15 protein-coding genes are annotated in these 12,729 nt (G+C 56.7%); 8 read left to right on the top strand and 7 right to left on the bottom strand.

Going from position 1 to position 12,729, the window contains the following annotated elements; translation table 11 throughout:
- The first annotated feature begins 12 nt into the window (after positions 1 to 12).
- The 4 genes from ABLV30_RS24255 to coaD all read left to right on the top strand — a co-directional run bounded on the left by ABLV30_RS24255 (position 13) and on the right by coaD (position 3,618).
- The gene (locus ABLV30_RS24255) at positions 13 to 1,002 is read left to right on the top strand and encodes a glycosyltransferase (RefSeq protein WP_014227248.1); all 990 of its coding nucleotides are present in this window, start codon (positions 13 to 15) and stop codon (positions 1,000 to 1,002) included.
- Positions 1,003 to 1,094: 92 nt separating this feature from the next.
- The gene (gene waaA, locus ABLV30_RS24250) at positions 1,095 to 2,369 is read left to right on the top strand and encodes a lipid IV(A) 3-deoxy-D-manno-octulosonic acid transferase (protein WP_014227249.1); all 1,275 of its coding nucleotides are present in this window, start codon (positions 1,095 to 1,097) and stop codon (positions 2,367 to 2,369) included.
- A complete protein-coding gene (locus ABLV30_RS24245; protein WP_046876802.1) occupies positions 2,369 to 3,145 on the top strand; it encodes a glycosyltransferase family 2 protein in 777 nt (258 codons plus the stop codon). Before waaA ends, ABLV30_RS24245 begins: the two co-directional genes overlap by 1 nt.
- Positions 3,142 to 3,618, top strand: a complete 477-nt coding sequence (gene coaD, locus ABLV30_RS24240; protein ID WP_004106901.1) for a pantetheine-phosphate adenylyltransferase — start codon at positions 3,142 to 3,144, stop codon at positions 3,616 to 3,618. Before ABLV30_RS24245 ends, coaD begins: the two co-directional genes overlap by 4 nt.
- 123 nt (positions 3,619 to 3,741) lie before the next feature.
- Here the strand turns inward: coaD and mutM are convergent, their stop codons facing one another.
- The 4 genes from mutM to radC form a co-directional block, all read right to left on the bottom strand.
- Positions 3,742 to 4,551, bottom strand: a complete 810-nt coding sequence (gene mutM, locus ABLV30_RS24235; protein WP_014227251.1) for a bifunctional DNA-formamidopyrimidine glycosylase/DNA-(apurinic or apyrimidinic site) lyase — start codon at positions 4,549 to 4,551, stop codon at positions 3,742 to 3,744.
- Between the two features lie 199 nt (positions 4,552 to 4,750).
- The gene (gene rpmG, locus ABLV30_RS24230) at positions 4,751 to 4,918 is read right to left on the bottom strand and encodes a 50S ribosomal protein L33 (protein ID WP_003024094.1); all 168 of its coding nucleotides are present in this window, start codon (positions 4,916 to 4,918) and stop codon (positions 4,751 to 4,753) included.
- Between the two features lie 20 nt (positions 4,919 to 4,938).
- Positions 4,939 to 5,175, bottom strand: coding sequence for a 50S ribosomal protein L28 (gene rpmB / locus ABLV30_RS24225; protein WP_002436699.1), 237 nt, complete (start codon positions 5,173 to 5,175; stop codon positions 4,939 to 4,941).
- 216 nt (positions 5,176 to 5,391) lie between these two features.
- Positions 5,392 to 6,057: a DNA repair protein RadC gene (radC, locus tag ABLV30_RS24220; RefSeq protein ID WP_004126657.1), complete on the bottom strand. Its 666-nt coding sequence runs from the start codon at positions 6,055 to 6,057 to the stop codon at positions 5,392 to 5,394.
- Between the two features lie 175 nt (positions 6,058 to 6,232).
- Here radC and coaBC point away from each other — a divergent pair, with 175 nt between their 5' ends.
- The 3 genes from coaBC to slmA all read left to right on the top strand — a co-directional run bounded on the left by coaBC (position 6,233) and on the right by slmA (position 8,654).
- On the top strand, positions 6,233 to 7,444 hold the full coding sequence (coaBC, locus tag ABLV30_RS24215; RefSeq protein ID WP_014227252.1) for a bifunctional phosphopantothenoylcysteine decarboxylase/phosphopantothenate--cysteine ligase CoaBC: 1,212 nt from the start codon (positions 6,233 to 6,235) through the stop codon (positions 7,442 to 7,444).
- A complete protein-coding gene (gene dut / locus ABLV30_RS24210; protein WP_004855506.1) occupies positions 7,422 to 7,880 on the top strand; it encodes a dUTP diphosphatase in 459 nt (152 codons plus the stop codon). Before coaBC ends, dut begins: the two co-directional genes overlap by 23 nt.
- Before the next feature lie 177 nt (positions 7,881 to 8,057).
- Positions 8,058 to 8,654, top strand: coding sequence for a nucleoid occlusion factor SlmA (slmA, locus tag ABLV30_RS24205; protein ID WP_004855507.1), 597 nt, complete (start codon positions 8,058 to 8,060; stop codon positions 8,652 to 8,654).
- Between the two features lie 152 nt (positions 8,655 to 8,806).
- Here slmA and pyrE read toward each other — a convergent pair whose 3' ends face one another.
- Both pyrE and rph read right to left on the bottom strand, forming a co-directional pair.
- Positions 8,807 to 9,448: an orotate phosphoribosyltransferase gene (pyrE, locus tag ABLV30_RS24200; protein ID WP_004855508.1), complete on the bottom strand. Its 642-nt coding sequence runs from the start codon at positions 9,446 to 9,448 to the stop codon at positions 8,807 to 8,809.
- 65 nt (positions 9,449 to 9,513) lie between these two features.
- The gene (rph, locus tag ABLV30_RS24195) at positions 9,514 to 10,230 is read right to left on the bottom strand and encodes a ribonuclease PH (protein ID WP_004106921.1); all 717 of its coding nucleotides are present in this window, start codon (positions 10,228 to 10,230) and stop codon (positions 9,514 to 9,516) included.
- Positions 10,231 to 10,353: 123 nt separating this feature from the next.
- Between rph and ABLV30_RS24190 the strand changes: the two genes are divergently transcribed.
- Positions 10,354 to 11,217 carry a YicC/YloC family endoribonuclease gene (locus ABLV30_RS24190; RefSeq protein ID WP_004126669.1) on the top strand — a complete coding sequence of 288 codons (864 nt, stop codon included), beginning with the start codon at positions 10,354 to 10,356 and terminating at the stop codon, positions 11,215 to 11,217.
- Between the two features lie 73 nt (positions 11,218 to 11,290).
- Here the strand turns inward: ABLV30_RS24190 and ABLV30_RS24185 are convergent, their stop codons facing one another.
- The gene (locus tag ABLV30_RS24185; RefSeq protein ID WP_257197090.1) at positions 11,291 to 12,550 is read right to left on the bottom strand and encodes a chloride channel protein; all 1,260 of its coding nucleotides are present in this window, start codon (positions 12,548 to 12,550) and stop codon (positions 11,291 to 11,293) included.
- Positions 12,551 to 12,729 lie beyond the last annotated feature (179 nt).

The raw sequence follows: 12,729 nt of genomic DNA, 5'->3' as shown, positions 1-12,729 counted from the left end.
ATCGAATGAGTTATGAGTCAAACGCCTTTACTAAGCATCGTAGCCGCCGTCTATAACGGCGAAAAATTCCTTGCGCAATTCTTTGAGTGCCTTGAGCAACAGCAGCTGGAAAGCTATGAACTGATCCTGGTGAACGACGGGTCGACGGACGGTAGCCTTGCGGTTATCGACCAGTGGAAAGAGCGCCTGCAAAACGTGCTCGTGCTGGAGCAGGAAAACCAGGGCGTGTCGGTGGCGCGCAATACCGGCCTCGCCGCGGCGACGGGTAAGTACCTGACCTTCCCGGATATCGACGATAAGCTTTACCCTGGCATGTACCGTACGCTTCTGGAGATGGCGGAAAAGGGCAATCTAGACGTCGCCACCTGCAACGGCCGCTACGTCTACGAGACGAAAAAAGATATCCATCCTATTTTTCCGCTGGACCGGCTGCAGTCGACCGGCGTTTTGCCCGGCCACGTCTGGTTAAAGCAGGCGCTGGATTCTCGTAAGTTCCTGCATGTCACCTGGCTGAATATCTACCGCCGGGAGTTTATCGCCAGCCACCGCTTCCACTTTGAGCCTGGCCTGCGCCATCAGGATATTCCCTGGACCACCGAAGTGCTGCTGGCGGCAGAACGCGTGCAGTACACCAGCGAGCAGTTCTACGATTACTATATTCACTCGGAATCGGTGTCGCATAAGCCGGACAACGACGACACGCTGATGCGTTCAGCGCGCCACTATATGAAGATTCTTGAGATGCTGGACGCCATCAACCAGCGTTATCCGGACAAGGTTCGCGATATTTCCGCCTGCCGCTGGCAGATCGCCAAAGAGGGGCTGGGAATTATTCATACCTTCGATAGCATGAAAGATGAGTCAAAAAAGCATATTATCATTAAAGAGTTCTTTGACCGCGGTATCTGGCGCCTGATCTGGAAAAACGCCCGTACGTTCCGTCTACGCTGGCGTCTTGGACGCCGCTATCTGCGCATCAAGCGCTATCGCGACGCGGCTTAATACTGAATCCCTTAGTTTCCGCCAAAGAGATAGCTTTACGCGGGTTAAATGCTTAGAATTTGCCCGCAAAAACATAAATACGGATAAATCGCTTGGAATTGCTTTATACCGCCCTACTTTACCTCATTCAGCCGCTGGTGTGGCTGCGACTGCTGTTACGCAGCCGTAAGGCCCCTGCCTATCGTAAACGCTGGAAGGAACGTTATGGCTTCTGCCAGAACAAGGTAGAACCGGGTGGCATCCTGCTGCATTCCGTTTCCGTAGGTGAAACGCTGGCGGCGATTCCGCTGGTGCGCGCGCTACGCCACCGTTACCCCTATCTGCCGATCACCGTCACCACCATGACGCCAACCGGCTCTGAACGCGCCATGTCCGCTTTCGGCAAAGACGTGCATCACGTCTATCTGCCTTACGATCTGCCCGGCGCGATGAACCGTTTCTTCAATACCGTTCAGCCGAAGCTGGTTATCGTCATGGAAACCGAACTGTGGCCGAACATGGTCGCCACGCTGCACAAGCGTAAAATCCCGCTGGTAATCGCCAACGCCCGCCTCTCCGAACGCTCGGCGAAAGGCTATGCCAAACTGGGGAAATTTATGCGTCGGCTGCTGAGCCGCATTACCCTTATCGCCGCGCAGAATGAAGAAGACGCCAGCCGCTTTATCGCTCTTGGCCTGAAACGCAATCAGCTGGCGGTCACCGGCAGCCTGAAGTTTGATATTTCGGTCACGCCAGAGCTGGCGGCTCGCGCCATCACCCTGCGCCGCCAGTGGGCGCCGCATCGCCAGGTATGGATTGCCACCAGCACCCACGACGGCGAAGAACAAATTATTCTTCAGGCGCATAAGCAGCTGCTGGAGCGTTTCCCCAACCTGCTGCTGATCCTTGTCCCGCGCCATCCGGAGCGCTTCGGCGACGCCCGCGAGATGGTGCAGAAAGCGGGAATGAGCTACACCCTGCGCAGCACCGGCGAAATCCCGTCGAACAGTACCCAGGTGGTGATTGGCGATACCATGGGCGAGCTGATGCTGCTGTACGGTATTGCCGACCTCGCGTTTGTCGGCGGTAGCCTGGTGGAGCGCGGCGGCCATAACCCGCTGGAGCCCGCCGCCCATGCGATACCGGTACTGATGGGTCCGCACACGTTCAACTTCAAAGATATCTGCGCCAAGCTGCAGCAGGACGATGGACTGATTACCGTCACCGACGCCGACTCGCTGGTAACGCAGGTGTCTAACCTGCTGACCGATGAAGATTACCGTCTGTGGTACGGTCGCCATGCGGTGGAAGTTCTGCACCAAAACCAGGGCGCGCTTTCCCGTCTGCTACAGTTATTGCAACCCTATCTGCCGCAGCGGAGCCACTAATGTCGCCTCGACTCTCGGTCGTGATGATTGCCAAAAACGCGGCGGATCTGCTGCCTGATTGTCTGGCGTCGGTAAGTTGGGCCGATGAGATAGTGCTGCTGGATTCCGGCAGCAGCGACAACACCGTCGAACTCGCCCGCAGCCAGGGCGTTCAGGTGCATGTCGATCGCGACTGGCAGGGCTACGGTATTCAGCGCCAGCGCGCCCAGGCCTACGCCACCGGCGACTACGTGCTGATGATCGATACCGACGAGCGCGTCACTCCGGAGCTTGCGCAGTCTATCCGCAGCGTGCTGGCCGCGCCGCAAACCGGCGCGATATACAGCATCGCCCGGCGCAACTATTTCCTTGGCCGCTTTATGCGCCACAGCGGCTGGTACCCCGACCGCGTGATGCGCCTGTACGAACGCGACCGTTACCGCTATAACGATAATCTGGTCCACGAATCTCTCGACGCCCAGGGCGCGCGGGTTATCGAACTCGCGGGCGACCTGCTGCATCTGACCTGCCGTGATTTCTCCGGCTTTCAGCAAAAGCAGCTGGCCTACGCCGCCGCCTGGGCGCAGGAGCGCCATCAGAGAGGCAAAAAGACCTCGCTGGCCGCTATCTTCGGCCATACGCTGGGCGCCTTTGTGAAAACGCTGCTGCTGCGCGGGGGCATTCTGGATGGGAAACAAGGTTGGCTGCTGGCGGTGGTCAACGCGCAATACACGTTTAATAAATACACCGAGCTGTGGGCCCTGAGCCGCGGCTACTCGGAGAAAGTGTCATTATGAGCACAAAAGCGATCTATCCGGGAACCTTCGACCCTATCACCAACGGCCATATCGATATCGTCACCCGCGCGGCCAGCATGTTCGATAAGGTGCTGCTGGCTATCGCCGCCAGCCCGAGCAAAAAGCCGATGTTCACTCTCGACGAGCGCATCGCGCTGGCCACCCAGGCAACGGCGCATCTGGTCAACGTTGAGGTTATTGGCTTCAGCGATTTAATGGCCAATTTTGCCCGCGCGCAGCAGGCGAATATTTTAATTCGCGGCCTGCGGGCGGTGGCAGATTTTGAATATGAGATGCAGCTGGCGCATATGAACCGTCATTTGATGCCGACGCTGGAGAGCGTGTTTCTGATGCCGTGCAAAGAGTGGTCGTTTATCTCCTCTTCGCTGGTGAAAGAAGTGGCGCGCCACCAGGGCGACGTCTCTCACTTTCTGCCGGCAAACGTTCACCAGGCGCTGCTGAAGAAGCTGTAATCCTGCGCCGTCTAGGCTCTTCCCGGAGGCGATGCTGCGCATCTGTCCGGGCTACCGGACCAAGCGCAGCCCTGTAGCCCGGCTAAGCGCAGCGCAAGCCGGGTTCACGGCAACCCCCGCACTTTACTTCTGGCACTGGCGACAATAAAACGTCGCCCGCTGGGCGTGTTTACTGCCGATAACCGGCGTCCCGCAAATGCGGCACGGCTCGCCCTTGCGGCCATACACCTGCAGCTCCTGGGCAAAGTAGCCCGGTTTACCGTCGCTTTGCAGGAAATCTTTCAGCGTCGTCCCGCCCTGTTCGATGGAGCGCAGCAGGACCAGCTTAATCACTTTCACCAGCTGCTCGCACTCCTCGCGCGACAGTGAAGAGGCCAGCCTGTCGGGGTGAATGCCCGCCGAAAAGAGCGATTCGCTGGCGTAGATATTGCCCACCCCGACCACCAGCTTATTATCCATTAGCCAGGGCTTAATCGCGGTTTTTTTCTTCGCGCACTTCGCCTGCAGATAATCGGCGTTGAACTCATCGCTCAGCGGCTCCGGCCCCAGATGCGCCAGCACCGGATGCCCTTCCAGCGCTTTGGTCCACAGCCAGGCGCCAAAACGACGCGGGTCGGTATAGCGCAGCACCTTGCCGTTACTCATCACCAGGTCCACGTGATCGTGTTTTTCCGCGGGCAGCTCTTCGCTCAGGATACGCAGGCTTCCCGACATCCCAAGGTGGACGATAATCCAGCCGTCGGGCAGTTCCAGCAGCAGATATTTAGCGCGGCGGCGTACGCTGAGCACCGGAACGTCGCTCAGACGATAGATCTCTTCAGAAACGGGCCAGCGCAGGCGCCCGTTGCGCACAACGGCGTGCAGGATGGTGGCTCCCACCAGGTGCGGCTCAATGCCGCGGCGGCTGGTTTCTACTTCAGGTAATTCAGGCATTCTTTTCTCGAACAAAAACGGCAGGATGCACTATCTTACCGCGTTCAGCAACGAGGTTCAGGGCAATTATTGTTCAGCATGCTCTTCCGCCTGGCGCAGGGGGTAAACGTTCGCCAGCGCCAACGGTGTAGACGGTAGCGTAGTCTTGATAACAAAAAACCCCGCCGAGGCGGGGTTTTTCTTTACAAGGAATCTAAAATTATTTGATTTTAGCTTCTTTGTATAAAACGTGCTGACGGACAACTGGATCGAACTTTTTCAGTTCCAGTTTTTCCGGCTTAGTACGTTTGTTCTTCGTGGTGGTATAGAAGTGACCAGTACCAGCAGAAGAAACCAGCTTGATTTTCTCACGAATACCTTTAGCCATGACTTATTTCCTCTAAGTACTTAGTACTTTTCGCCACGGGCACGCAGTTCGGACAGAACTGTATCGATGCCTTTCTTATCAATAACACGCATACCTTTAGCAGATACGCGCAGGGTGACAAAACGCTTCTCGCTCTCAACCCAGAAACGGTGAGAGTGCAGGTTCGGCAGGAAACGGCGTTTAGTCGCGTTCAGTGCGTGGGAACGGTTGTTACCGGTCACCGGACGCTTGCCAGTAACTTGGCAGACTCGGGACATGTCTATTCTCCAAAAATCAAATTAGCTCGAGCTTCGTATGGGGTATTGGCGCCTCGTCAGGCTTTACAGCCCGGTCATCGCAGTTCTAAGCGAACTCTCGATTGCCAGGCCCAAATGCCAAACCCGAGATTCTCAAAGGTGGCGTAGTATACGCTGACTCGGCGATGTGCTCAAGTCCCGAACAGACAAAGATCCCGATGGATCGCGCGATCGGGGCTAAATCCAGCCGCGTTCAGCAAAAGATACGTACGCTCCGCGGCCAATAACAAGGTGATCCAGCACACGTATATCCATGAATCGACAACATTTTATCACTCTTTCGGTAATCAACCTGTCGGCCTTGCTCGGCTCAGGACTACCGGATGGATGATTATGTGCCAGGATCACCGCGGCGGCGTTCACTTTGATGGCTTCGCGTACGATTTCTCGCGGATGCACCTCAACGTGGCTAAGAGTACCAGAAAAAAGGCGGCTATGTTTCAATACCCGGTTCTGATTATCTAAAAAGATCACCATGAAGATCTCACGCTCTTCGTCGGCCAGCTGGCTTTGCAGAAATTCCCGCGTCATCGACGGGGTAACCAGCGAGGGTTCTTCCGTCATTCGCAGGCTAAAATAGCGTCGCGCCAGTTCAGCAATCCCTTTTAGCTGCGCATATTTCGCCAGACCAATGCCTTCCACCTCAGCAAACTGCGACTCCTCCGCCGATAGCAGGCCGTACAGCGAGCCAAAACGCTGTAGCAGCTCCCGCGAAAATGTCATCACGTCCTGCGTGCGGGTACCGGTACGTAAAAATAGCGCCAACAGCTCAATATCCGACAAAACTTCGATACCGTAGCGCTGCATCTTTTCCCTCGGCATGAGGGATTCTTGTATTTCCATCGCGGCATCTCCTTCCCACTGCGCGCTATCCTGGCACAGCCTTTTTGCGCCGCCGAGACGCAAGTTTTATCCCTGCGTAGCGCCTCGCAAAGTGTATCTGCGCGAGGCACACGATGCCGTCAGGATTGTGATAAGATGCGCGAATTCTGGTGTACCGCAACAGGAAAAAATCATGATGAGTCTGGCTGGTAAAAAGATCGTTCTTGGCGTGAGCGGCGGCATTGCTGCCTATAAAACGCCGGAACTGGTGCGCCGCCTGCGTGACCGCGGCGCGGATGTCCGCGTCGCCATGACGGAAGCCGCAAAAGCCTTCATTACGCCATTAAGTCTACAGGCGGTATCCGGTTATCCGGTTTCCGACAGCCTGCTCGACCCGGCCGCCGAAGCGGCGATGGGCCATATTGAGCTGGGGAAATGGGCCGACCTGGTCATTCTTGCCCCCGCCACCGCCGACCTAATCGCTCGCGTCGCGGCAGGGATGGCCAACGATCTCGTTTCGACGATTTGTCTCGCTACGCCCTCGCCGGTCGCCGTCGTGCCCGCCATGAATCAGCAGATGTATCGCGCCGCCGCCACTCAGCATAATCTGGACGTCATTGCCGCCCGCGGTCTGCTGGTCTGGGGCCCGGACAGCGGCAGCCAGGCCTGCGGCGATGTTGGCCCGGGGCGGATGCTGGACCCGCTGACCATTGTGGATATGGCCGCGCAGCATTTCTCGCCTGTCAAAGATTTGCAACATCTGAACATCATGATTACCGCGGGCCCCACCCGCGAGCCGCTGGATCCGGTGCGTTATATCACCAATCACAGTTCTGGTAAGATGGGCTTCGCGATTGCCGCCGCCGCCGCGCGCCGCGGGGCTAACGTCACGCTGGTGAGCGGCCCGGTTTCGCTGCCTACGCCGCCGTTTGTACACAGAATTGATGTCACCACCGCGCTGGAAATGGAAGCCGCGGTGCAAAACAGCGCGCCTCAGCAGCATATTTTTATTGGCTGTGCGGCGGTCGCTGACTACCGTGCGGTCGCCATCGCCGAAGAAAAAATCAAAAAACAAGGTGATGAATTAACCCTGAAAATGGTTAAAAATCCGGATATCGTCGCAGGGGTCGCCGCGCTTAAGGCCAACCGCCCTTACGTCGTTGGGTTTGCCGCCGAAACAAATAATGTGGAAGAATACGCACGGCAAAAGCGAGCCCGCAAAAATCTTGATCTGATTTGCGCCAATGATGTTTCTCAGCCAAATCAGGGATTTAACAGCGACAGCAATGCATTACACCTTTTCTGGCAGGAGGGAGATAAGCGCTTACCACTTGAGCGCAAGGAACTCCTGGGCCAATTATTACTCGACGAGATCGTTACCCGTTATGATGAAAAAAATCGACGTTAAGATTCTGGACCCGCGTGTTGGTCAGCAATTTCCGCTGCCGACCTATGCCACCTCCGGCTCCGCCGGACTTGACCTGCGAGCCTGTCTCGATGACGCCGTAGAGCTGGCTCCTGGCGCAACGACCCTCGTGCCAACCGGTCTGGCGATTCATATTGCCGATCCCTCTCTGGCGGCGGTGATTCTCCCGCGCTCCGGACTGGGCCATAAGCACGGCGTCGTACTGGGTAACCTGGTCGGTCTGATTGATTCTGACTATCAGGGCCAGCTGATGGTTTCCGTCTGGAACCGCAGCCAGCAGAGCTTCAGCATCGAACCCGGCGAGCGTATCGCGCAAATGGTGTTTGTGCCCGTTGTGCAGGCAGAATTTAACCTGGTGGAAGATTTTGACGCCACCGATCGCGGCGAAGGCGGCTTCGGTCACTCAGGGCGTCAATAAGCCCGGCGATAGACAAAACTCTTTCGGGGCGCTGCCGGCAAAAGGGCTGCCTGAAGGATGAAGTGGAACCAGCATCGCAAAGCGCACTAATGCAATAACATCACCGCAGGCAACAGCTTGCGGTCGCTTTGTGGGTGCCTGCCTGACAAGTGCTTTTTTTCAGGGGTATTTTAAAACATGGCAGAAAAACAAACTGCGAAAAGGAATCGTCGCGAAGAAATACTTCAATCTCTGGCGCTAATGCTTGAATCCAGCGATGGAAGTCAGCGCATTACCACAGCGAAACTGGCGGCGTCCGTTGGCGTATCCGAAGCGGCTCTGTATCGGCACTTCCCGAGCAAGACCCGCATGTTTGACAGCCTGATTGAATTTATCGAAGACAGCCTGATTACGCGCATCAATTTGATTTTAAAAGATGAAAAAGACACCTCAGCGCGCCTGCGTCTGATTGTGCTGTTGATTCTTGGGTTTGGCGAGCGTAATCCTGGGCTGACAAGAATTCTGACCGGCCATGCGCTGATGTTTGAACAGGACCGGCTTCAGGACCGCATCAATCAGCTGTTCGAGCGCATTGAAGTTCAGCTGCGTCAGGTGTTGCGTGAAAAGAAAATGCGCGAAGGCGAAGGCTATACCGTCGATGAAGCCCTGCTGGCCAGCCAGCTATTGGCATTCTGCGAAGGGATGCTCTCGCGCTTTGTGCGCAGCGAGTTTAAATATCGCCCGACGGACGATTTTGACGCCCGCTGGCCGCTGGTCGCCGCCCAGCTGAAATAATTCTCGCCGGTCTCTGTGCAGCCCGAAGGGCTGCATCTCTTCCCGCAGGAATGCCCGGCATTATCCGCATTGATACCCAGGCGCTCTTCTCGCCTCGGCTGGCCGTTTTGCCAGCAATCGACCCGACAGACCGTTGCCTGCCGGGCAGATGTTTATACGCCGTACGCTTCGCGATAGGCGCGAACGGCAGTCAGGTGTTCAGCCATTTCCGGCTTCTCTTCCAGATAGCTAATCAGGTCTTTCAGCGTCACGATGGAAATTACTTTACAGCCGTAGTCGCGCTCAACCTCCTGAATCGCGGAGATTTCGCCGCGTCCGCGTTCCTGACGATCCAGAGAGATCAGTACGCCGGCCAGCTCAGCGCCGTTGGCCTGAATAATTTCCATCGATTCCCGAATCGCGGTGCCTGCGGTAATCACATCATCCACCAGCATCACGCGGCCCTGCAGCGCACTCCCCACCAGGTTTCCGCCCTCGCCGTGAGTCTTCGCCTCTTTGCGGTTAAAGCAGTAAGGCAGATCGCGGTCATGGTGTTCCGCCAGCGCGACCGCCGTGGTAGTGGCGATAGGGATGCCTTTATAGGCCGGGCCGAACAGCAGGTCAAAATCAATCCCGGAATCCACCAGCGCTTCGGCGTAAAAACGGCCTAACAGTGCCAGATCGCGCCCGGTATTAAACAGGCCGGCGTTGAAGAAATAGGGGCTCTTGCGCCCGGATTTCAGCGTAAACTCGCCAAACTTAAGTACCTGCTTGTTAAGCGCAAACTCAATAAACTGGCGCTGATACGGTTTCATGGATTCGCTCCTCATCTTACTTTTCTACGGACAAAAAAAAGGCGACTTCTCAGTCGCCTTAAAAACTAGTTTTGCAACGCCGCCTTCTGCGTCGTGACAATGGATTCGATACCCCCCCGGGCCAATGCCAGCAGGGTGAGGAGTTCTTCATGGGTGAACGGCTCGCCTTCCGCCGTACCCTGCACCTCAATGATGCGGCCATCTTCGGTCATCACCACGTTCATATCGGTTTCCGCCGCGGAATCTTCAACGTATTCCAGATCGCAAATCGCTTCGCCATTCACGATGCCTACGGAGACCGCCGCCACCATTCCTTTCATCGGGTTGGTTTTCAGCTTACCGGCCGCGACCAGCTTATTCAGCGCATCGGCCAGCGCCACGCAGGCACCGGTGATAGACGCGGTACGGGTGCCGCCGTCTGCCTGCAGCACATCGCAGTCCAGAGTGATGGTGAACTCACCCAGCGCTTTCAGGTCAACCGCAGCGCGCAGCGCACGCGCGATCAGGCGCTGGATTTCCATGGTGCGTCCGCCCTGCTTACCTTTTGCGGCTTCACGCGCGTTACGCGTGTGGGTAGAACGCGGCAGCATGCCGTATTCGGCGGTGATCCACCCCTGGCCCTGGCCTTTCAGAAAGCGCGGCACGCCTTCATCAATAGAAGCGGTGCACAATACTTTCGTGTCACCAAATTCGACCAGCACGGAGCCTTCTGCGTGTTTTGTGTAGTTACGGGTCAGGGTTACTGGGCGCACTTGATTAGCGCTACGGCCTGCTGGACGCATGATGTTCTCCGGCTTGAAACGAATGTGGCTGCGCATTATACGGATAATGCGCGCTTATTCCTATCCTGATAAGGCCTCGAAAGCTATAATCCACCCCACTCTCCTTTAAAAACAGGAACGTCTATGATCCGCAGTATGACCGCCTACGCCCGGCGTGAAATCAAGGGTGAATGGGGTAGCGCCGCGTGGGAACTGCGCTCGGTAAACCAACGATATCTGGAAACCTACTTCCGCCTGCCGGAGCAGTTCCGTAGCCTGGAGCCCGTGGTGCGTGAACGTATTCGCTCCCGTCTGACCCGCGGTAAAGTCGAATGTACCCTGCGTTTTGAGCAGGACCCGAGCGCGCAGGGTGAGCTGATCCTTAACGAAAAACTGGCAAAGCAGCTGGTTAACGCCGCCAACTGGGTCAAAATGCAGAGCGACGAAGGCGAAATCAATCCGGTCGATATTCTGCGCTGGCCTGGCGTGATGTCGGCCCATGAACAGGATCTGGACGCCATTGCCGCCGAAATTCTGGGCGCGTTGAACGGTGCGCTGGATGACTTTATCGTCGCCCGCGAAACCGAAGGCCAGGCGCTGAAAGCGCTGATTGAACAGCGTCTCGATGGCGTGACGGCCGAGGTGGCTAAAGTACGTGCCCATATGCCGGAAATTTTGCAGTGGCAGCGCGAGCGTCTGGTTGCCAAGCTGGAAGATGCGGAAGTGCAGCTGGAAAACAACCGCCTCGAGCAGGAGCTGGTGCTGATGGCGCAGCGTATAGACGTCGCCGAAGAGCTGGATCGTCTGGAAGCGCACGTGAAAGAGACGTGGAATATCCTGAAGAAGAAAGAAGCGGTCGGTCGCCGCCTCGACTTTATGATGCAGGAGTTCAACCGCGAGTCGAACACCCTGGCGTCTAAATCAATCAATGCCGAAGTGACGAACTCCGCCATTGAGCTGAAGGTGCTGATCGAACAAATGCGCGAGCAGATTCAGAACATCGAGTAACGGTTTTTCGCTCGCCAACCCACGCACGGACAAAAGGCCATGGTAAATCATGGCCTTTTATTTTCGCTGCGTTTCAGAAGGAATAGTTCTTATCCAATATCCGGCAGGTTAAAAATGCCCCTGCGGCGCACAGCAGCGTGGGGACCAGATAGCTGTGATCCATGTGGGTGAACTCCATCACCAGCGCGACCGCCGTGAGCGGCATCTGCATGGATGCAGCGAGAAACGCCGCCGCGCCGACGAGAGCAAAACTGCCGTAATCTCCGCCGGGAAGCAGCTGTTGCCAGAGCATACACAGCAGCAGGCTGGTCAGGCCGCCGACCGCCAGCCCCGGCGTCAGCAGCCCGCCCTCCGCGCCGCCGCGCAGCACCGCCAGAATCACCACCATTTTCAGCGCCAGCAGCATCGCCGCCCCGGGAAAGCCCAGTTCATCGCTGAGAGCCAGCTGCATAGGCCCTTTACCGTTTCCCGGAAGCTGGGGGAAATAGAGGCTGAGGGCGGCAAGCAGGGAAAACGCCAGCAGACAGAAAACCGGCATCTGCCAGTTGCTTCGAACGTGCGAGCGAGCCGTGCTGGTCGCTTTGCGAAAGAGCCAGGCCCCGGCGCCAAGAATGGGGCCAGCGATAATCGCCCACCAGAGAAATGAATGCGGCAGGATGTCGGAAGTAAAATGGTATTGCGATTCCTCGCCTAACCCGAGCGTTGCCGTCCACGCGGCAATCGCCGAGGTGATAATCGCCGCCAGCGTTTTCTCCCAGCTAAACGACAGCAGCATTACCTCAAGGCTGAATAACGCACCGGCCAGCGGAACGTTATACACCGCCGCCAGGCCCGCACCGGCGCCGCAGGCAACCAGCGTTCGGGTTTCATCCGCCAGCAGTCCCAGCTTACGCGCCACCATCCCTGCCCCCAGCGCGCCCATTTCCCGCGGAGCGACTTCGCGGCCAAGCGGAGAGCCCAGCGCCACGGTGACGATCTGCAACAGGGCATGAATCGTTGTAGTACCCGCAGGCATTGCCACCGAAGGATTTGCCACCGCTGACGCTATTGAGACTCGCTTCTGCCCATAGCGCCCAAGGAGCCACCAGCCGAATCCTGCGATGGCTCCCCCCGCGACGATTGCCGAGAGGCGACGAGGCCAGGATGAATCCGTGACGCCCTGTAGAAATGACTCCGCGCTCACGATCTGCCCGGGGCTGTAGCCAAAGGCCAGGTGCTGAATCGCGTGTAAAATCAGCGCCAGAACCATGCCTGACAGGCCGGCAAGTAGCCCCGTCAGCACAACGGCAATCAGGCGGGTGAGATAGTTTTTATTGCCAGCTTCTGCAGTCATTTTCTCAGGCCCTGAAGGAGGAAAATAAAAGGATAAAGGTCGAGAGTTAAACAACAGGTATTCATCGCGTTTTCAATATCGATACGCATCGACGGCTTTCACATTACTTTTTATAATCACTAAAAATGAATAAATGACAAACGAACCGTTAAATTCAGCCGATTTAAATCGATCATGCA

The organism is Klebsiella sp. CN_Kp113 (assembly GCF_040064585.1).
In the GTDB taxonomy this organism is placed as follows: Bacteria; Pseudomonadota; Gammaproteobacteria; order Enterobacterales; family Enterobacteriaceae; genus Klebsiella; species Klebsiella michiganensis.
This window is presented reverse-complemented; position numbering and strand designations above follow the sequence as displayed.